Annotated in this window: 20 protein-coding genes and 2 pseudogenes; 15 read left to right on the top strand and 7 right to left on the bottom strand. The window is 42.8% G+C overall.

The features are described from left to right. Window positions 1-175: 175 nt before the first annotated feature. The 6 genes from ABF87_RS08050 (at window position 176) to ABF87_RS08075 (ending at window position 7,990) form a co-directional block, all read left to right on the top strand. Window positions 176-559 (top strand): hypothetical protein, encoded by a 384-nt coding sequence (locus tag ABF87_RS08050; protein ID WP_160828623.1) that lies wholly within the window; start codon window positions 176-178, stop codon window positions 557-559. Between the two features lie 350 nt (window positions 560-909). Further along, the gene (locus tag ABF87_RS08055; RefSeq protein WP_160828624.1) at window positions 910-1,263 is read left to right on the top strand and encodes a hypothetical protein; all 354 of its coding nucleotides are present in this window, start codon (window positions 910-912) and stop codon (window positions 1,261-1,263) included. Window positions 1,264-1,332: 69 nt separating this feature from the next. Then, the gene (locus tag ABF87_RS08060) at window positions 1,333-1,719 is read left to right on the top strand and encodes a hypothetical protein (protein ID WP_240143597.1); all 387 of its coding nucleotides are present in this window, start codon (window positions 1,333-1,335) and stop codon (window positions 1,717-1,719) included. Window positions 1,720-1,917: 198 nt separating this feature from the next. Further along, the gene (locus ABF87_RS08065) at window positions 1,918-3,240 is read left to right on the top strand and encodes a TolC family protein (protein ID WP_160828625.1); all 1,323 of its coding nucleotides are present in this window, start codon (window positions 1,918-1,920) and stop codon (window positions 3,238-3,240) included. Window positions 3,241-3,264: 24 nt separating this feature from the next. Then, window positions 3,265-4,854: an efflux RND transporter periplasmic adaptor subunit gene (locus tag ABF87_RS08070; RefSeq protein ID WP_160828626.1), complete on the top strand. Its 1,590-nt coding sequence runs from the start codon at window positions 3,265-3,267 to the stop codon at window positions 4,852-4,854. Between the two features lies 1 nt (window position 4,855). Further along, entirely contained in the window at window positions 4,856-7,990 is a 3,135-nt protein-coding gene (locus ABF87_RS08075; protein ID WP_160828627.1) for a CusA/CzcA family heavy metal efflux RND transporter, read from the top strand. Window positions 7,991-8,309: 319 nt separating this feature from the next. Here ABF87_RS08075 and istB read toward each other — a convergent pair. Next, window positions 8,310-9,119 (bottom strand): annotated as a pseudogene (gene istB, locus ABF87_RS08080) (IS21-like element helper ATPase IstB). Next, window positions 9,112-10,478: pseudogene (istA, locus tag ABF87_RS08090) on the bottom strand (IS21 family transposase); the annotation flags it as partial. The pseudogenes istB and istA, both read right to left, overlap by 8 nt. Before the next feature lie 312 nt (window positions 10,479-10,790). Between istA and ABF87_RS08095 the strand changes: the two are divergent. Together ABF87_RS08095 and ABF87_RS08100 are read left to right on the top strand one after the other, a co-directional pair. Then, window positions 10,791-11,033: a type II toxin-antitoxin system Phd/YefM family antitoxin gene (locus ABF87_RS08095; RefSeq protein ID WP_160828630.1), complete on the top strand. Its 243-nt coding sequence runs from the start codon at window positions 10,791-10,793 to the stop codon at window positions 11,031-11,033. Then, the gene (locus ABF87_RS08100; protein WP_160828631.1) at window positions 11,030-11,293 is read left to right on the top strand and encodes a Txe/YoeB family addiction module toxin; all 264 of its coding nucleotides are present in this window, start codon (window positions 11,030-11,032) and stop codon (window positions 11,291-11,293) included. The genes ABF87_RS08095 and ABF87_RS08100 overlap by 4 nt, the downstream gene beginning before the upstream one ends. A 24-nt stretch (window positions 11,294-11,317) precedes the next feature. On the opposite strand, the gene ABF87_RS08105 is transcribed toward ABF87_RS08100, so the two are convergent. Beyond that, window positions 11,318-12,277 (bottom strand): tyrosine-type recombinase/integrase, encoded by a 960-nt coding sequence (locus ABF87_RS08105; protein WP_160828632.1) that lies wholly within the window; start codon window positions 12,275-12,277, stop codon window positions 11,318-11,320. 169 nt (window positions 12,278-12,446) lie between these two features. Between ABF87_RS08105 and ABF87_RS08110 the strand changes: the two genes are divergently transcribed. The 5 genes from ABF87_RS08110 (at window position 12,447) to ABF87_RS08130 (ending at window position 15,772) form a co-directional block, all read left to right on the top strand. Further along, window positions 12,447-12,683: a CopG family transcriptional regulator gene (locus ABF87_RS08110; RefSeq protein ID WP_160828633.1), complete on the top strand. Its 237-nt coding sequence runs from the start codon at window positions 12,447-12,449 to the stop codon at window positions 12,681-12,683. Beyond that, a complete protein-coding gene (locus tag ABF87_RS08115; protein ID WP_160828634.1) occupies window positions 12,670-13,011 on the top strand; it encodes a type II toxin-antitoxin system PemK/MazF family toxin in 342 nt (113 codons plus the stop codon). Before ABF87_RS08110 ends, ABF87_RS08115 begins: the two co-directional genes overlap by 14 nt. A gap of 374 nt (window positions 13,012-13,385) precedes the next feature. After that, window positions 13,386-14,762: a chromate efflux transporter gene (gene chrA / locus ABF87_RS08120; protein WP_160828635.1), complete on the top strand. Its 1,377-nt coding sequence runs from the start codon at window positions 13,386-13,388 to the stop codon at window positions 14,760-14,762. Between the two features lie 270 nt (window positions 14,763-15,032). Then, entirely contained in the window at window positions 15,033-15,407 is a 375-nt protein-coding gene (locus tag ABF87_RS08125; protein ID WP_160828636.1) for a DUF6516 family protein, read from the top strand. Continuing rightward, window positions 15,404-15,772 carry a transcriptional regulator gene (locus ABF87_RS08130; protein ID WP_160828637.1) on the top strand — a complete coding sequence of 123 codons (369 nt, stop codon included), beginning with the start codon at window positions 15,404-15,406 and terminating at the stop codon, window positions 15,770-15,772. The genes ABF87_RS08125 and ABF87_RS08130 overlap by 4 nt, the downstream gene beginning before the upstream one ends. Here the strand turns inward: ABF87_RS08130 and ABF87_RS08135 are convergent. Continuing rightward, window positions 15,738-16,064: a WGR domain-containing protein gene (locus ABF87_RS08135; protein ID WP_160828638.1), complete on the bottom strand. Its 327-nt coding sequence runs from the start codon at window positions 16,062-16,064 to the stop codon at window positions 15,738-15,740. The two genes, ABF87_RS08130 and ABF87_RS08135, sit on opposite strands and share 35 nt — an antisense overlap. A gap of 128 nt (window positions 16,065-16,192) precedes the next feature. Here ABF87_RS08135 and ABF87_RS08140 point away from each other — a divergent pair, with 128 nt between their 5' ends. Continuing rightward, window positions 16,193-16,756, top strand: coding sequence for a recombinase family protein (locus tag ABF87_RS08140; RefSeq protein ID WP_160828639.1), 564 nt, complete (start codon window positions 16,193-16,195; stop codon window positions 16,754-16,756). 78 nt (window positions 16,757-16,834) lie between these two features. Here ABF87_RS08140 and ABF87_RS08145 read toward each other — a convergent pair whose 3' ends face one another. Continuing rightward, window positions 16,835-17,437 (bottom strand): hypothetical protein, encoded by a 603-nt coding sequence (locus ABF87_RS08145; protein ID WP_160828640.1) that lies wholly within the window; start codon window positions 17,435-17,437, stop codon window positions 16,835-16,837. Window positions 17,438-17,866: 429 nt separating this feature from the next. On the opposite strand from ABF87_RS08145, the gene ABF87_RS08150 reads away from it, so the two are divergent. Then, complete coding sequence (locus ABF87_RS08150; protein ID WP_160828641.1) at window positions 17,867-18,268, top strand: hypothetical protein; 402 nt, start codon at window positions 17,867-17,869, stop codon at window positions 18,266-18,268. 48 nt (window positions 18,269-18,316) lie between these two features. Here the strand turns inward: ABF87_RS08150 and ABF87_RS08155 are convergent, their stop codons facing one another. Both ABF87_RS08155 and trbL read right to left on the bottom strand, forming a co-directional pair. Further along, the gene (locus tag ABF87_RS08155; RefSeq protein ID WP_160828642.1) at window positions 18,317-18,736 is read right to left on the bottom strand and encodes a conjugal transfer protein TrbN; all 420 of its coding nucleotides are present in this window, start codon (window positions 18,734-18,736) and stop codon (window positions 18,317-18,319) included. Continuing rightward, the gene (gene trbL, locus ABF87_RS08160; protein ID WP_160828643.1) at window positions 18,733-19,830 is read right to left on the bottom strand and encodes a P-type conjugative transfer protein TrbL; all 1,098 of its coding nucleotides are present in this window, start codon (window positions 19,828-19,830) and stop codon (window positions 18,733-18,735) included. Before trbL ends, ABF87_RS08155 begins: the two co-directional genes overlap by 4 nt. Window positions 19,831-19,856 lie beyond the last annotated feature (26 nt).

The following is a 19,856-nucleotide window of genomic DNA, read 5'->3' on the forward strand; positions in this document are numbered from 1 at the left end:
AGAATTATTCACGTATTTAATTCATTGCAAAAAAATATTATAAGCAAGCCCGAAATAACCGATCATAGGCTTTTTTAAATCGATTATGCACTTTTGAGTTTGGGAAAGAAGTTGAAGTAATTCAGTGCTAATCTGGTACCGAAGCAATAATAATTTTAAATGTAAGGAGTTAGTTATGTTTGAAGACCAAAAGCAGAGATTTATACACCGCAGTATTGTTGACCGCAGAAAGAATCCATCGCTGATCGCGCCGCGATGTCCGAAAGGAATTAGCGAAGTAATGCTTCGGAAAATATTTGAAGAAATCGCCTCACATCAAAATTATCAAATGGACTTAATACGATTCGAAGAATATTCCGCTTTAACAGGGCAGTATGTCGATTTGACTACGAATGCAGCGTTTCAAATATTTGTCGAAGGAGTTAATAAGTGCCTAACTTATCAAGATTATGACCTGCAAAAAAAATTACAGATAGGCGCATGCGCAATAAGTTTGTGTGAAAGTATTTGTCTGATAAAACATAACCCTAACTGCCCGGTGACTATTGCAGGGTATTAACAAAAACAGATTTTTTAGTTTGAAAATCCGCAAATCAATAGCGATATGCAAATTATAAGATTGATGTTATTGGTTTGCTATTATATGACTCAACTCGCAATAGCGATACTATCAAGAGCTAGTGCTTATAAAATCATATTATTACAATATGACATCAGTATTTATACCAGAATCTGCTTCTAATCCAATTAATAACATTGTGAGATCAATTGGAGAATTAATTACATCAGCAGTGAATATTTGTATAGATGGATTATTATTGATCAAATTCATCTATTGTGGTTTGATTCGATCTTAAACTTAGTATCAAACAGAAGATGAATAACGAAAGTGATCAAAAGGAGCATAAAATGAAAGTATTGTTGAGTTTATTTGCATTAATTACTATTGGGCTGGTGACGGCATGTACACATATGTCTCCAGTTCGGATGGATATGTTTGAGGAAATCAGAAAGGCAAGAACTCCTGCTGACCATATTTCCCTTGCTAAACATTATGAAGATACTGCAAAAGAGATGCAGTCAAAAGTTGATGAACATAAGAAAATGCTAGCGGAATATGAAGCACACAGAGAAACGTATGGTAGACGAGGATTAGATATGGAATCCATGTGCAAGGCTTTGCTTCATGTTTATGGAGAAGCTGTAAACGAAAATATGAATTTGGCTGATTCTCATCGGAAAATAGCTGCAGAAATAAAATAATATTTGTGAAGTGAACTAACTTAACTTATTTCAAACAAATTCCTCATACTTATCTAAATTGAACAAAAGATGAGATCAAGTGCATACCATTGGTTACTGCTTTTTTTCATGCTATGGCTCCCAGTTCAGGGTGCTGCGGCGGCTGTGCTGTCGGTATGCGCAGAGGAAAAAAAATTAAACGGTCATCATGGTACAAAATTAGCAATAAATATTAACGACGATCATCATCATGCTGACTGCCATAAGCAAGTAACTGAAAATCCAATAGATCATGTGCTAGCCAGCATTGCATGTGATGACACCTCTTGTGATGCATACAGCAACACACCGATCGTACCGAACTGTGCAGTATCAATGTCGGTTTATAAAACTTCTGCCGTGTTTGTTTTGAATTCCGGTCTCATTTCATTCATACCGGAACAACTGCAACGACCTCCCTTGTATCTTTCCTTCTAAAAATCCGCCTGTAATTTAGGCAAAAAATATCTATTCGCTTACCTTCTGTCGCTCTTTGAAGTAGAGCGATAGATATCGCGCGTATCCGTATCTTCATTTTCAACTAAGAAAAGACCTTATCAGTCAGGAGATAGGCATGTTCATAATATTCGTCATTTATATTGTTGTTCAACAAAAAGATTCTCTCTGGAGGCTGCAATGATCCGCGTCAGTTTGAGCGCATTTGCCCTGATTGCGCTTGTGAGTGCAGCTATTGCACAAGGAGAAGATATTACAACAAACACATTTGGCTCAGGTGTGTATTCTCACTCAGCCAGTTTTCGTAATGAAACTCCGCTACCAAGTTTGGTGGTGGAAGCCCTCGAAAATAATCCAGAAATTCGCGCGGCGCTAAAAGAACGCGAAGCCGCTCAGCAGCGCATAGCGCCAGCAGAAGCGTTGGACGATCCAATGCTTGAAGCAGGGGTAATCAATGCGCCTCTGGCATCGTCCCCATTTAACCGTGAAGACATGACAATGAAAATGATTGGTTTGTCTCAACGATTGCCTTTTCCTGGAAAGCGTGGCTTGCGTAAAGAGGTCGCCAGTAAAGATGCTGAAGCTATCGAACAGGGTTACCATGAAACAGTCAATCGTGTGATGCACGATCTCAAAATATCCTATTTTAATCTTGGGCTAACGCTGGAGATGATCAAACTGGTTGAAAAAAATAAGCAAACGCTTGAACATTTTCTGCGCATTGCTGAAGGACGCTATCAAGTAGGACAGGGCAATCAGGCGGATGTGCTTAAAGCACAGACACAAGTATCAAGAATGCTGGATAGATTGCTGGGCTTGGCCCGCGAGCAACCCATATTCGAAGCGGAAGTAATTCGTGCTCTGGGGCGTAACACTAAGGGTGAGGTTCCGGTTCCAGCGATATTGCACATTCATGAAGTACCGTTGATTCTCGAATCGATGCAACAAGAGGCAATAGCGCAACGTCCACAACTGCTGGCATTACAAAGCTTAATTGCACGTAACGAGAAATCCATTGATTTAGCTCGCAGAGCCTATTACCCAGATTTTGATGTACGTCTTTCATACGGACAACGCGACAATATGCTCGATGGCACTCGACGCGATGACATGGTCAGTATGACGGTGGCTGTTAATTTGCCCGTATGGCGTGGTAATAAGATTGAACCCCGTATCATGGAATTTCAAGCATTGCGCGACCAAGCAATCAATTTGTATCAAGCACAAAGCAATGAAATCACGGCAAGGTTGCGTCAACAAGTAGCGACCGCTGAGCAAAGCCTGAAATCGGTCAAGCTCTATCAGAATGCCATATTACCCCAAGCAAAACTGACAGTTGAGTCCGCACTAGCTGCTTATCAAGTAAACCGCATTGATTTTCTGACCCTGCTCGATAATCAGATGACCGTATTTGATTATGAAACCAATCTTATCTCCGCAATAGCCAATTACAACAAGGCACTTGCAGAAATCGATTTACTGATCGGCAAGAAACAACACTAACTGATACCGATTATGGAGTTTTCTATGAATACCCTTGCAAAATTTATCGTTGCGGGCATCACAGTGGTAGCCGCGATTTCCGCTGGTTTCTGGTGGGGTCATAAACAATCCCAGACAGCGACTACAGCTATTTCTCACCAAACAAACAACTTTGATAAAAAGATTCTTTATTATCGTAATCCGATGGGACTGCCCGATACGTCTCCCATCCCCAAGAAAGATCCGATGGGAATGGATTATTTGCCTGTTTATGAAGGCGAAGAATCCCAAACTGATAAATCCTTAATCAGGATTAGTACAGAAAAAATTCAAAAATTAGGTGTGCGAACTGAAGAAGCATCAATGCGCCAGCTTAACCGCACCGTCAGGGCGGTTGCGACAATACAAGTGGATGAACGCAAATTATATACCTTAGTCACTAAATTTGAAGGATGGATTCATCAGCTTTATGTCAATACAACCGGGCAAGCGGTGAAGAAAGGCGAAATATTGATGGATGTATACAGTCCTGAGCTGATCACAGCGCAACAGGAATATCTCATTGCTGAGAAAGGGTTGCAAGCAGTTGCAAACAGTGATCCAGATGTCAAGGCCACTATGAACAGGCTGGCTAAAAGTGCACTCCAACGATTGCGCAATTGGGATATCTCGGAAATTGAATTACAGCGCTTGCAGCGTGAAGGTGTTGCCAAAGAATATGTCACATTGCGATCTTTAGCCAATGGTGTCGTTTTGGAAAAACCTTCTATTGAAGGAAAGCGCTTTGCACCTGGAGAAGTGCTTTATCAAATTGCCGATCTCTCTCATGTGTGGGTGTTAGCTGACGTTTTTGAACAGGATCTAAGCATGATTCATCCTGGGCAGAAGGTAACCATCAGAGTCGATGCGTATCCAGAAAAAATATTTACTGGAGACGTTACTTTTATCTACCCTAAAGTAACGTCGGAAACGCGTACAGCCATTGTGCGTATCGTTCTTGACAATCCCGCCGGTTTGCTCAGGCCGGATATGTATGCCCGCGTAGAATTTGCTTCATTTCATACTGGCAATAAGGTATTAACAATTCCCGATTCGGCAGTGCTTGATACCGGAACACGCCGGATGGTGCTGGTTGATCTCGGAGAAGGCCGATATGAACCGCGTATCGTGAAGCTGGGTATGCACGCGGATGGTTTTACTGAAGTACTAGGTGGGATTCAAGCCGGTGAATTTGTGGTGGTTAAGGCTAATTTTCTAATTGATGCCGAAAGTAATATGAAAGCGGCGATAAGCAATTTTAGTCATGCTTCACATAATTTCAGAACAGACGAGCTAATGACCGTCAGTTCCAGTAAGCCTACAGCAAGTACAAATACTGTTCATCAAGCGGGTGGAATCATTAAAGAAATAGCCTCCTCGCGAAGTGTTATCAAGCTTGCGCATGGCCCAGTCCCTAGCCTTAATTGGCCGTCCATGACTATGGATTTCAGCTTAAAGAATCCTTCATTGCTGAGTTCTTTAAAACCTGGACAAAAGGTAATATTTGAATTTATTGAGGAATCTCCTGGAGCATATGTAATTACCCACATATATCCTGCTGCAGGCCACAATCTCGGCCCGCTCCAAGAACATTAACATGGTTAAGCAAATTATCGAATGGTCAGTACGGCATGTTTTTTTGGTATTACTGGCTACTTTCTCAATCATTGCCTGGGGAGTATATGCTGTTTCAAAAACTCCGGTAGATGCAATTCCTGACCTATCCGATGTACAAGTCATCGTCTATACCGAATACCCGGGACAGGCTCCTCAAGTAGTCGAAGATCAAGTGACTTACCCGCTGACTACAGCGATGCTGAGTGTGCCTAAATCCAAGGTGGTGCGCGGGTTGTCTGCATTTGGGGTATCGTTTGTCTATGTCATTTTTGAAGATGGGACTGATATTTACTGGGCTCGCTCACGAGTACTGGAATACCTAAGCTTTGCTGCCAACAAATTGCCGGAAAACGTCAGACCCGCGCTCGGCCCGGATGCAACCGGGGTAGGATGGGTTTATCAATATATTGTTACCGCTAAAGACCGCACATTGGATGAATTACGCAGTCTCCAGGATTGGTTTTTACGTTTTCAATTGGTTGCGGTAGACGGAGTGTCCGAAGTAGCCAGCGTTGGCGGATTCCAGAAAACCTATCAGATCACAGTCGATCCGCGACGATTGCAAGCCTATGGCATCTCACTCAGAACGGTAATCAATGTTGTTGCTCAGAGTAATCGTGATGTTGGCGGGCGGGTGATCGAACTCACAGAAACCGAATACATGGTGCGTGGTAAAGGCTATCTGCGCGGCATCAGCGACTTGGAAACTTTGGTGGTAAAAGCACATGAAGGTATGCCAGTGCTGCTACGTGATGTGGCTCGCATAGAGTTGGCACCGAATGAGCGGCGCGGGATCACAGAATTCGATGGCGGAGGCGAAGCTGTTTCTGGCATCGCAGTAGCGCGTTATGGAGAAAATGCGCTCGATGTCATCCACAATGTAGAAGCAAAAATCGACGAACTCAAACCTGGCTTGCCGGAGGGTGTCGAAATTCAGCCGGTTTACAATCGCTCCGAATTAATCAAACGAGCTATTGCAACGCTTAATGAAGTATTGATTGAACAAGTCGTTATCGTGGCGCTGATATGCGTGGCATTTCTTATGCATGTCCGCAGTGCATTGATTGCAATCATTATATTGCCAATTGGCGTAATCATCGCATTTATTGTTATGTTTCATTTGGGTATCAATTCCAATATTATGAGCTTGGCAGGCATAGCACTGGCTATTGCTGAAATGACCGACGCAGCCATTGTAATGATCGAAAATGCTCACAAGCATCTTTCGAGGCTCGAGCCCCAGGCTCCTGCTTCTGAGCGCAGGAATGCAATTATCAAAGCATGTCAAGAAGTCGGTCCTACCCTATTTTTCAGTTTGCTGATTATCACTGTGTCATTTCTACCGATATTTGCACTCGAAGCCCAGGAAGGGCGTATGTTTCAACCGCTCGCTTTTACCAAAACCTTTGCTATGGCGGGCGGGGCTCTACTTTCCATTACTTTGGTTCCAGCGCTGATGTTGTTATTGCTCCGAGGTCGTATTCCGCGTGAACAGGATAATCCATTGGGAAAGCTGCTGATCCGCTTGTATGAACCGGTCATCCCCTGGATTATAAGGAGTAAGAAAAGTATTCTTGTTCTCGCCATTGCAGTATTGGCATTGACTATTTATCCAGCTTTAAAACTCGGAACTGAGTTCATGCCGCCTTTAAATGAAGGGACCTTGCTTTATATGCCCGTGACACTCCCTGGTGTCTCTATTACAAAAGCAGCAGAATTGTTGCAAACGCAGAACAAGATTATCAAAAATTTTCCTGAAGTTGCGTCAGTATTTGGTAAGGCGGGACGTGCAAATACCGCTACTGATCCGGCACCTTTGGAAATGACAGAAACAATTATTAACTTAAAACCTGAAAGTGAATGGCGGCCTAATATTTCGCTCGAAAAACTCGTTGCAGAATTAGATCAGGCACTACAAATTCCTGGGGTAGCCAATGCCTGGACTATGCCTATCAAAAATAGAACGGATATGTTGGCGACCGGTATTCGTACGCCGATTGGTATCAAAGTCTTCGGCAGTGATCTCGGTGAAATAGAAAAGTTAGGCAAACAGATTGAGGCGGCTATAAAAACTGTACCCGGCACCACTAGCGCCTTTGCAGAGCGTACAACCGGTGGTTATTACCTCGATATAGAACCCGATCGTATGGCGCTGGCACGTTATGGATTAGCAATAGGGGATCTGCTCGAAGTCATTACGGTGGCGCTTGGGGGAGAAACGATTACCACAACGGTGGAAGGACGTGAGCGCTATGGTGTGACTGTGCGCTATCCACGTGAATTTAGAAATGAACCCCAAGCTATCGCTACGCAAGTGCTAGTTCCAACTATGAATGGAGCCATGATCCCGTTGGGTCAATTGGCTCAAATCAAGTTGATCCAAGGGCCCTCCAGTATTCGTACAGAAAATGCATTGCTAGCTGCTTATATCTTTGTTGATATTCGAGGTAGAGATATCGGCAGTTATATTGCTGATGCACAAAAGGCTGTGCTCGAACAAGTAGAATTTCCGCCCGGTTATTATGCAACCTGGAGCGGACAATTTGAATATATGGAACGTGCAACCGAGAAATTGAAAGTAGTGGTGCCAGTTACGCTTCTCATTGTATTTGTCCTGATCTACTTGAATTTCAATCGACTGACCGAAACCATGATCGTTATGCTATCTGTTCCCTTTTCTCTGGTCGGCGGTATCTGGCTGATGTATTGGCTCGACTACAACATCAGTATCGCGGTGGCAGTAGGTTTCATAGGTTTGGTTGGCATTGCGGCTGAATCCGGTATGGTGATGCTGGAGTTTCTCGATCAGGCGCTGACTGAGATGCAGAAAAAGCGCCAAGCCACAGGTGAAAAAGTCACCATTGAAGACCTCTACTTTGCAGTGACTGAGGGCGCTGTAACGCGGATACGCTCTGTCATGATGACTATTGCCGGTAGTATTCTAGGTTTGCTGCCCGTTATGCTGAGTAGTGGCACGGGTTCCGAGTTGACTCGGCGGATCGCAGCTCCGATGGTTGGCGGCATGGTTTCGGCGACGATACTGACACTGGTTATTTTTCCTGCCATTTATGTGCTGGTTAAGGAAATTTCGATCCGACGCTCACTTAAAACGTAAAAATTAGGAGATTGGTCGCGATGAAAAAGATCCTCGCTATATCCCAGCGTTTCATTTTCACTGGCTGACGCGTTGGTATGATCCGGTCATGCGGCACTTATTTCCTGAGGAAGCACTAAAGTCCGCAGTGATTGCGCAAGCCAGTATTCAACCAGGTCATGAAGTACTAGATGTTGATACCGATTCAAAATTGATCACCCATTACGGTTGAAAAATGACCAGGGGGAAACAAATCGCAGGTTACTACGCTTCTGTGGATAAGTGGACCGGACTGAGTTGGTTTTTGCCTCCTGTTGATTTTTAGTTTAATTTTAATTGACTACAAATTAGCCAGATTTTCTTCTGAAGAGTATTTTTCTTTTTCTCGCTGCTGGATTCTAATCTTTGCAGTGACAGCGCTTTGTTTGTATCGGAAAGACTCATTGCCGGTTTCAATGATGTGGCAATGGTGCGTGAGTCGATCCAGAAGCGCGGTGGTCATTTTGGCATCGATAAAAACGTTACTCCATTCTGCGAATGCGAGGTTGGTGGTAATGATTACGCTGGTGCGTTCATAAAGCCTGGAGAGCAAGTGAAACGATAAAGCACCTCCGGCTTGTGAGAATGGCAGATAGCCCAGTTCATCAAGGATAACCAGATCAATCTGCAACAGTCGCAGGGCAAGCCTGCCTTGTTTGCCGGTGGATTTTTCCTGCTCCAGACTATTAGCCAGGTCAATGGCGGCTTCCGAATCGCACCTTTTTATTGTGATGCTGTATGCCTGAAGTACCAATGGCAATAGCCAGGTGCGTTTTTCCGTACCGGTGCCGCCAACCAGCACAAGATTCTGTGCGGCGGTGGTAAATTCCATCGTGGCCAATTGATAAATCAGTTATTGATCGACTTTGGACTGACTGAAGTCGAAGCCTTGTAAGTGACGCTGCACATGGAATCTGGCGGCTTGGGTCTGATAGCGGATGGAACGGATATTGCGCTCGGTTGACTCGGCTTGGAACAGTTGAGACAAAATCTGGTCTGCCGAATCAAGATCAGCCATCCGGTCTGGCGTATACTGCTGCCTCAGCTCGGTATAGCAGCTAGCCATGCCATATAATTTCAGCGCCTTGAATTGTGCGGGTATGTCAGACATACGGCACCCCCTGCTTGTTCAAGCGGTCATAGCGTGCTGTATCGGCCTGCGGTTCTTCATTGAGCTTAAGTGTCGTTTCGACGGATGCCGGCATGTCGGTTTGTTTCAGGCGTGCCAATACATTGGAGACATGCTCAGCACTGGGCACACCGGATTCCAACACCAGCTCAACGGCGACTAGCACCGCTTCGAGCCCATGCATTGGTACCAGACTTAGTACTTTTGCCATGATTCGATCAGCCTGTTGACGTTCTCTACGTCGCTATGCTGTTTGCAACTGCAACAGGGGCGCCGGTAATTCAGCAAATGGCGCGCCGTTGCGCAAGGCGCCCGGTTTCTTCTCAATGACCGGAATATAATGCTGCCAGTCATAACTGACTTGGTCGCTATCCAGCAAACGGGTATGACAAGTTGCTACAGCATTGTTATGAACGATCTCAATACGGTCGGCATACTGATGAACGGCTACCATCTGGTTGGCCAGGCGGCAAGGTACGGAATAACGATGCGGTGCAATGTGACCAAACACGTGCTGGATACGCGCGCCAATACTTCGATATAGCCATCGAACGGTGCTGGCATCGGCATCAAGTACAATTGTTCCTGCTCCAGCGCATCGGCTAGGGTAATACCCGCGTAATCCGGATGCTGAATTTCAGACCACAACGCGCGGCAGCATGTCTCAAGCCATCGGTTCAGATCATCGAATGAACTGAACTGCTGCTGTTTGGTTTCATTCCAAAGGCGGCGGCGCATATCCTGAACATTCTTCTCGACGACACCTTTCTCCCAGCCGGAAGCAACATTGCAGAAATCCGGATCAAACAGATAATGCGCCGTCATCGCAAAGAAACGCGTATTGACTACTCGCCCGTTGCCTTTGGACACCTTGTCCACGGCCGTCTTCATGTTGTCGTAAATGCCGCGTTTCGGCACGCCTCCAAACGCTGAGAATGCACGGGTGTGGGCTTCAAACAACGTCTCGTGGCTTTGTGACGGGTAACCCGACAACATGAAAGCACGACTGGCGCATAGCTTGATATGGGCTGCCAGCACCTTGCGGTGTAAGCCGCCAATCACCAGCCACTCTTCACTCCAGTCAAACTGAAAGGCTTCACCCAACGCAAACCGCAACGGCACATACACTGATTTACTCTGACTGCCTTGATTACGCCACCCTCGGATAAAATCGCAAACAATGCTATAACCGCCCGTATAGCCTTCGTTCAATATCTCTTTGAACAGCATCAACGCTGTGCGCCGATCCTTCTTCGGACGACGTGCATCCGCTTCTAGCGCCAACAGCAACCTGGATTCAAATAGTGTCAACTTGCCAGGCTTCTTCGCTCTCTGATATTTAACCGCGCTGTCGTTTGGCGCTTTCAACCACTTCTTTACTCGGAGTATATTTAAACTTAGTTTCATACTATCGTCGGAAGTTAAAATGAATCTTCCACCATCAAACATAGATTAATAGTTCAAATTCTGGTTGTATGTGACTTAAGGCACATGCGAGTTTTTAGTCCGACAGAGTGGAGCCCGACGCTGTACCCCGTCAGCACAAGTAGGACAAAGCTCTGGAGTATTTAGGAAAAATAAGTCTTTTTCGCTAAAACTTTTGCATTATCGTACGTTATACCGTACGATAACGTGTTAGTGAAAGGAATTATTATGAACATACTTAAAGCCACCGAGGCTCGCACTAAGTTGTACGCTCTTATTGATGAAGCTGCTGAAACACATCAGCCAATTGTCATTACAGGCAAAAGAAATAATGCAGTATTGATCTCAGAAGAAGATTGGACCGCGATTAATGAAACGTTGTATTTACTATCGATTCCAGGAATGCGGGCATCAATCAAAGAGAGCATGGAGTCTGGTTTATCTGAATGCGCTAAGGATTTGGATTGGTGAATTGGGAAGTCTTGTTCACCAGACAAGCCCAGAAAGATGCAAACAAAATCAGTCAAGCTGGATTGAAGCCTAAAGTGGTTGAATTATTAAAATTACTCGAAGAGAATCCATTCCAAAATCCACCACCTTATGAGAAGCTTATTGGTGATTTATCAGGTGCATATTCAAGAAGGATCACTATTCAACATCGTCTGATATATCAGATATATTCAGAAGATAAGAAGATCAAGGTATTACGAATGTGGACACATTATGAATGAAAAGAAAGAATCCCTTCGAAAATTTTAAATCATAATCCTTTCTACTTCATCGAGTGTCATTTCATCGTGGCGTCGGTCATATAGTTGTGTTGTTCGAGTACTCGAATGGTTGGCCATAATTGCTGCTTTTTCTAAAGTGCCGCCATTTTTCAGGTACGCAGTAATGCCGGTAGCTCTAAAACTGTGATTTCCTACTTTTGTTGCTATGCCTGATTTGATAATGTGCCTTTGTATCATGGCATGCGCATTTGCTTGTACTAAAGGGGAGGAGGTTAATTGTCCGGTTCCTCGGCCAATGGTGCGAAATAAGAAACCCTTGGGATCATCACGCAAATTGGTTTCATTGATATAGGCGCTTAAATATTCTTCCAGATTATGGTGACAGGGCATTTCATGCCTTTTACCACCTTTCTCATGCAAACGAACCCATAACCGTCTATTTTGTATATAAACATCCTCAACTTTCATCGCTAAAGCAGCGCCAATTCGTGCAAAGGAATAGACCATCAGTGCAATAAGCGCCCGATCTCTTAATCCGGAAGGTTTGCTGACATCGATGCTGTTCAATAATTGCCGGGTATCTTCACTATCTAGGATGGGAGTTTTTCCCGTTTTGACTCGATGAGCAGGGCCTCTGACAGAGGATGCTGGATTGGTTGCTACAATCTGACCGACTACCAACCAGTCAAATAAATGACGTATGGCAGCTAAATGTTGTTTGACACTGGGAGCGGATAGTCGTCTGGTTTGTAGTTCAATCCATGCGGCCACATGTAATGGCTCAATATCGATCAATGCAGCAACTTGAGCTTCGGTTTGGCACCAATTCAAAAAATCCAAAACCGCTCGAACATATGCACGGCGAGTATGAGAATTGCGAATGTTGGACGCAAAGAATTCCAGAAATCGAAGTCTGGCTCGTTCACCGGATGCGGTAACCAGTGACGGGCAGGAAATTTTTGTCAGAGAAATTAAACTGGACATTCTTTGGTTAGGACAAAATGCAATCGGGATGAGTGAATTTTACTATCATTCATACATGTGATAAAGGACATTATCACATATTAAATATCATTATTCGAATTGATAGATTGTATTATTGAAACACCTCATAGTATGATTAAAAGATATCCTTTTTTAATGTGAGAATACTATGACACATCGAACAACCATTACATTGGATGATGAAAGTTTTATCTTTTTAAATAATATTGCTGGTGAAAATCGTAGTGCATATATCAATGAGCTACTAAAGCAGGAACGAATGAATCATCTTAAGCAAGCTTTGCTAAAAGCAAACCAAGAAGAAGCTGCGGACTCTGAGTATCAGGAAGAATTAAAAGAATGGGACACAGCTCTATCGGACGGACTCACAAATGACAGAGTTTAAGCAACTTGATATTTACTGGATGGATTTGGAATCATCTCTCGGTGCTGAAACTCAAAAACTGCGACCGTGCGTAATCATTCAAAGCGATCTGGTGAATATACAATCAAAAACTTTGATTGTGGCACCGTTGCTTCCCAATCATAAGTCGTGGCCATTTGCAGTAAATTTGACGCCAACAAATGATAATGGATTAGATAAGGATCGTCATATCAATCTCAAACAACTGCGTGCAATTGATATCTCCCGAATTGGCAAGAAGCAAGGAAAGGTTGAGAATCAATATCTCCAAGTGATCAAACAAGCTTTAACAATTATATTTGATTTGTAGCTATTCTTAAATTCCCGGCGAATGTGTTTGCGTATACTTCGAATATTCAGAGGATCTATCTGATAGCTGAGCTGAGGGGTTTTAAATAAAAATATAGCTGGAAAAGAATTTCTTCGTTGTTAATATCGATTGCTATTGATCATTGTAAGCTAGCTGAAACCGACAATTTGGTAATTGGCTAAACTGCGGAAATTATAACTAAACCTGAATGAAGCATTTATTTGAACAAAATCTTTTCCATGCCACCCATTTTTGAGTGTCTGCTTAACCTCAGTTTTTTAATGCTATAATTCGAGCGGGGATTCAGCAGCCTCCCCACTCTAAGACAATTTCGTCCAAGGCCTGCTTTTTTTGGATAATTCCAAGGAGAAGCTATGGACGAGTCACATACAAATATTTCTGATAATTCCTCAAATCGCGATGTAACTCCGCCTAAAAATGTAACTTTGTCTGAAGCGTTTTGGTATTGGTTAAAGCTCGGGCTTATCAGCTTTGGAGGTCCAGCCGGTCAAATCGCAATTATGCATCAAGATCTGGTTGAACGTATGCATTGGATTTCTGAAAGAAGATTTCTCCATGCGCTGAACTATTGCATGTTGTTGCCAGGGCCAGAAGCTCAACAGCTTGCTATATATGTCGGCTGGTTATTACATCGCACGTGGGGTGGCATTATTGCTGGGGTCTTATTCGTTCTCCCTTCTCTTTTTATCCTAATCGCCCTTTCCTGGATATATATTGCATTCGGGGATGTTCCCCTAGTTGCGGGAATATTTTATGGAATCAAGCCTGCAGTAACTGCGATTGTGTTTCAAGCTGCCTATCGGATCGGATCAAGAACTATCAAGAACAATTTTCTTTTCTTTATCGCTATAGCATCGTTTATCGCAATATTTCTATTTAAAATCCCTTTTCCCTTCATAGTTGCTACTGCTACTCTAATAGGTTTTATCGGAGGAATATATAGACCACAAATTTTTCGTGTAAATAACTCACATGGGAAAGCTAGTATTTCTTACGGTGCAGCCCTAATTGATGACCATACTCCAACTCCAGAACATGCAAAATTTTCTTGGATAAGGCTTAGCTCGATCATCGTAACAGGATTATTGTTATGGCTAATCCCTATATTATTTTTGACGGTGCTTTATTCATGGAATCATGACTTCACCCAAATGGCGTGGTTCTTTACAAAAGCTGCGTTGTTAACCTTTGGTGGCGCTTATGCAGTTTTGCCGTACATTTATCAAGGAGCAGTTGAATTTTACGGGTGGCTAACACCTGAGCAAATGATAGATGGGCTAGCACTTGGAGAAGCAACCCCTGGCCCCTTAATTATGGTAGTGGCTTTTGTGGCTTTTATTGGTGGCTACGCAAAAGAGCTCTTAGGGTCAGATATGCTATTTATGGCAGGTTCGATGGCTGCCATCATAGTAACTTGGTTCACCTTTTTACCCTCATTTATGTTTATTCTTGCGGGTGGGCCAATAGTCGAATCAACCCACGATAACTTGAGATTTACTGCACCGCTAACAGCAATCACAGCAGCCATTGTTGGGGTTATATTAAATTTGGCCATGTTCTTTGGCTATCATGTTCTTTGGCCGCAGGGATTTAATGGAGAGTTTGATTGGATATCAGTATCAATTGCAATCATTGCAGCGATTGCGCTATTTCGTTTTAAGAGGAATGTTCTTGAAGTAATAAGCCTTTGTGGAATAATCGGCTTAGGTGCAAAATTAATTCTTCTTTAAGAAGCATTTAGCAGAAGGAATAGCCAAATAAATAATCACCGAGCTAGGGTTCGGAATAGCATTTCGGCTTGCAGCTTATGTCCCTCGCGCCGGTCGACGGTGCGAGCACTGGAATCAAATATTAATGCCTCTTCTCCAACCAATCCGCCCATTTAACAGCCTTGTCCATCAAGTCTTCCCGACACTTCGCATTATATCCTCTGTCAAAAATAAATTGGGCAGAGCAATATACTTGATAATGTTATCATCAGGTGATAACATTATCCGCGAATGACAGAACCGAAATCAGATTATGGACTGGAAACACTATTAGAGCTTAATGGTGTAATTATGGTTATTGACCCTGCTAATCAGCACTGGGTTAAATTTGTTGTTCATCGCGTCCCTTATACAGAAGAACGTCCCCACGGGCTGAGTTATTCATTAACTCTGCATGACGGCAAAGGAGAGCGGTTACTTGGGTTCGATAATGCACATGCTGTTAGTGAGAAACGGGGAATTTCACGAGTTAGGGCTGCCAAACATGACCATATTCATCGAATGAGAACGATTAAGCCCTATGAATACACTAATGCAGCAGATTTACTTGCTGATTTCTGGGACGAAGTAGACAGGGTAATGAAGGAAAGAGGAATTACAACATGAAGACTTTAAAAATTGGCATTGCCAGTTATGAAGAGATGAAAGAAAGAACTCTTGCTATTGCCCGCGGTGAAATAAAGCCATCTTGCGATGAACCTACAATATGGTTCACATCAATAGAGAGCCTAGCTCAGGTGCTTTCTAAAAAAAACCGTAAATTGCTTGATATTATTATCGAGCAGCAGCCAAATTCAATAACAGAACTTGAGCATATGTCAGGCCGGGCAAAATCTAATCTCTCCCGTACCCTTAATAATATGGCTCGTTTTGGGTTAGTAGAACTGACTAAAAATAAAAGCGGAACAATTACCCCGCATGTTCCGTATGAAAAAATCAATCTTGATTTGCCGATTGGAATTCATCGCTAATTTTTGACAGCAGCTTACTCGTATTTCCTTGTCTGGATAATTGCTTAATTCTATAACTAGCCCCGATACGCTTCGGGGCAGATTGCCTTTTTTTAAGGCATTGTTCAACATAGCCCATAGCCTGGGTTTCGCTTTCAGCTAAGATAGTTCTGCTTCGGCCTCTTGAGCCGATGCGACCATAGCTCAGTTCAACTATCCAGCTACCGAATAAGTCTTGTCCGAAGGTTATACGGTAGGAACGCCAGATATTTAGCTCAGGGTTGCAAGCTTCCAATAATATTGAATCAAGCATTTTACGGCCTCAATCTAAATTTTGAATTGTCGCCAGGACTCTATCTAAATCATTTCATATTATCAGCTTATCTAAACAATATTTTAAAAGCCTAAAAAATGTGACATAAATTAGTGTCAGAAGTTATTATGAAAATCGGCTATATTCGGGTGTCCACAGAGGAACAGAACGACGATTTACAAATTGCCGCCTTAAAAGCCATCGGTTGCGAATCATTCTTTAAAGATACGGCCACCGGAGCTAATGCTAAACGCTCACAACTACAAAATTGTTTTAAGAGTTTAAACAAAGGCGATACGCTGGCAGTTTATAAACTCGACCGGCTAGGACGATCGCTCGGCGACATCATTTCTCTGCTGGATGAATTAAAAGCGCGGGGAATTGCTTTTCAATCGGTTACAGAAGCAATTGACACGACAACACCGACAGGCCGGGCAATGTGGCAGATGCTCGGCATTATGGCAGAGCTGGAACGCTCGCTAATCGTTGAGCGCACCAAAGCAGGACGGGAGGCGGCCAAAATTCGCGGGGTAGTTATGGGGCGCAAACCAAAATTATCTAAACAACAGATTGAACATGCTAGAAAGCTGCTAGCAGGGCAGGAGCATATAAGTATCGTAGCTAAATCCCTCAATGTTTCTGTGCGAACCCTTTATAGAGCAATTGAAAAGGCTCCTGTAATCTCAAATTAGGCATTTAAACGCTGCAAGGCAACTCCAGCAAATGGCGGCTGGTGACACAACTGCTTGTTTTACCCCTATTTGCTTTAATCATGGAATTTTTCTTATGATCGCATCTTGAATTTCATTAACAAACTTAATGACCCCACCCTTTAGGCGGTGATAATGCATATCCAGTTCATCTAGCTTGTTACCTTTTATCCACCCTGGATAACTCGCAAGCGATTTATTAACCTTACCGCTATGTTTTATGCAATTATTAATCAACCTAAGCTCATCGTATGAGTTGTAGTTATTGAGCGTAGTTATATCGCATAATTTTTCCTTAAGATTTACATCCCATTCACAAAATTTAAGAAATTTATTGATTTGGTTTTTCGTAAAAAGCTCACTTGCAATTGCCATTTCTTTTATGGAGATTTCAGATGTCTTAAATAATGCAACGATCATCATCTCTCCTGCAAGTTCTGTCGTAAGGTGAGCTATGTAGCGTTCATCATCTAAAGAACTAAGTAATTGCTCCTTATCGTCTGGATCGAGCGTATCGTCCGCTTCTATTTCAGCAGCTTGCCGTTGTAAGTTTTTCATTAATTGATTTCTCATGTTTACTGAAGACTCATAAAGGCCGTCAATTACTTCGTGATAATAGACCGTAGCAAATTTAACGCGGATTTTTTTTAAGTTTGTTTGCATATTTCCCTCTTATCGGAAGGCATTTTATTATGTGCATTTAATTAAAAACGCTTGATAATTTATAGGGTTATCCGATAAAAATCCGGTGAATTAATCTACTGCACAGAGCGAGCATGGCATAGATGGGAAGCCGGTGAACGCAGAATACATCCAGGATTATGGGAATTGTTTAAATTAAAATCAAAAATTGTGGAATGACTGGATTGAAATCTCGCTTTAAGGTTAAACTCAGCTAATCTGGCACCGTATCAAAGCTATGAATTAATAGAAATTAGGCCAATTATGAGCTTTCTTCGAATTATTAGCTTGACCATAATAATTTTAGTATCTGCTTGTTCTTCAACTCATTAATTTCCTCCAAACATTGAATCATCTGAGTTTTCACTTGATGTATACAGTTATAGTTCACGTGGTATAAGTAACTCAGTAGTGGTCTCTGCAATAAATAAAGATACCTGTAAAAATTCTTCTTATGGATCTCTCGTTGGTAGAAGCGCAGGTTTTTCATATAAGTCAGTCAGAGAAATTCCGCAAATTAAAATATCTGCTCATGAAGTATTTGCTTTTCGATCTGATTATTTCGAAGGTAGGTCTTTCGAAATGAGAAGCTGTTCAGTTTATGGTTATTTTCAACCTAATCCCGATAGAAAATATAAAACAATTGTAAATATTACCGATGAAGCTGCAACGTGTAATATTGTAGTGTATGACGTAACCAATGGAATTAATCAAAAAATAGAATTTGTTCAACCTCAATTCTCGTGTGGGTCTGAGAAAACCCCAAACGGTAAAAGGGAGGAGACAGAATTCCATATACCTCAATATTTATAAACTCCGAAGATCAACCTAACTGCTTAATAACTTAAGCTAAGCAATTTATCAATCCCTCTTCTCTAACCATTCCGCCCACTTAATTGCCTTAGCTATCAAGTCAGCCCGATACGTCGCATTATATTTTGGCGTTCGTGAATGATAATTCGCTGCCCTAGTCCAGACATCCCCTTGATCATTCCTGATATGTAGCCGTATACGCCAAGCGGCCAAGTCAAAAGCATAACAACCCGCAGCTGACACATGATCAGGTTTAATGCCATATTTGGATAAATCCTTTAAATATGCTGTATTGAACTGCATCGAGCCGAAATCATACGTACCATTACTGTTTCGCACCCGCTGCCCAGGTTTACCACCCTCCTTTTCCGCTATGGCGAGCATGATATTGGCAGGTATCTCATACTTGATAGCAGCAGCGACCGAACAAACTACACGCTCCTGCATGTCCGGAGGCAAATCCATCATAAGTCTCTTCCACCCGAAATATTCCCACCTCTTGCTGCCTCATATGCCTGGCCTTTCTCTATGGCATTTCTCAAAGCCTCCGTTCCATATCGTGAAGATGTAGCCGCTGCAACCCGACTGACAACCAGTGACCCGCCATAAGAGGCAACCGCTGCCGCAGTCCCTGCCCCTGCTAGGAAATTGCCCCCACTATAACCACCAATTCCACCATTCGATCCTATGGAACTGCCCGTAATAATCCCCGCCAATAATGGCGGCAACTTGGATATCAACACAAAAAACGCAATCGAAAAAATCAGCATCACCGCCAATTCTTCATAATTGAGCACATTCTTGCCCATCTTGGTGTAAAAACTGGTCAACAGATCGCTACCGATACCTACTATCAGCAGCATTACAAATAACTGAACGCCAATACTCAGCACTGTTTTAAAGTAATTGATGGCAATATCCGTTGTCCAGCGTGCCCCACCAAATCCCAGAAAAAATATCCCCGCATACATCAGTACCCAGGAAGAAATCATCAATAGCAGCATATTGACCGCAATGACGGCCAAAACAACTAGGATGATCAGCGAGATAATCATCGCGATTAAACTATCTACAGGTTGTAGTAAGGTGAGATTATTTGTGGCCTGAGTCCAGATCAAAACACCGGTATCTATGACACTGGAATGACTTGCACCTTGAGGTAATCCTGCTGCAGTTCTTCCTAGATCTTCCATCGACAAGATGATTGTACCGGCGATATTGTGTCCTGAAACTGCGTTGGTAAGCAGCCAGAAGTACAGTCCCGTAAAAATAATAAAGCGCGTAAACTCAGCAAAGAAATCAGCTATATCCGCTTTGCGTAACAACATCATGCCGAAAGTCCATACCATGGAAATCAAAACTAGCGTCCAGAATAAACGTTCTGCTGCAGCTTGAATAATGTTCTTCCATGATCTAACTTTTCCGCCAAATTTCTGCACTACCTGATCCAGCACGCTTTGATTGGATGTTGGATCTATATAAGACAACTCAGCAAATGCGCTTGTTGATAAGCACATAAAGAAAAATAGGATTAAAACGGTGCCTAAATTAAACTTTTGCATTTGTAATCCCCAGGTTGAGTTACATG

The organism is Nitrosomonas sp. JL21, from assembly GCF_009833095.1.
Classification (GTDB): domain Bacteria; phylum Pseudomonadota; class Gammaproteobacteria; order Burkholderiales; family Nitrosomonadaceae; genus Nitrosomonas.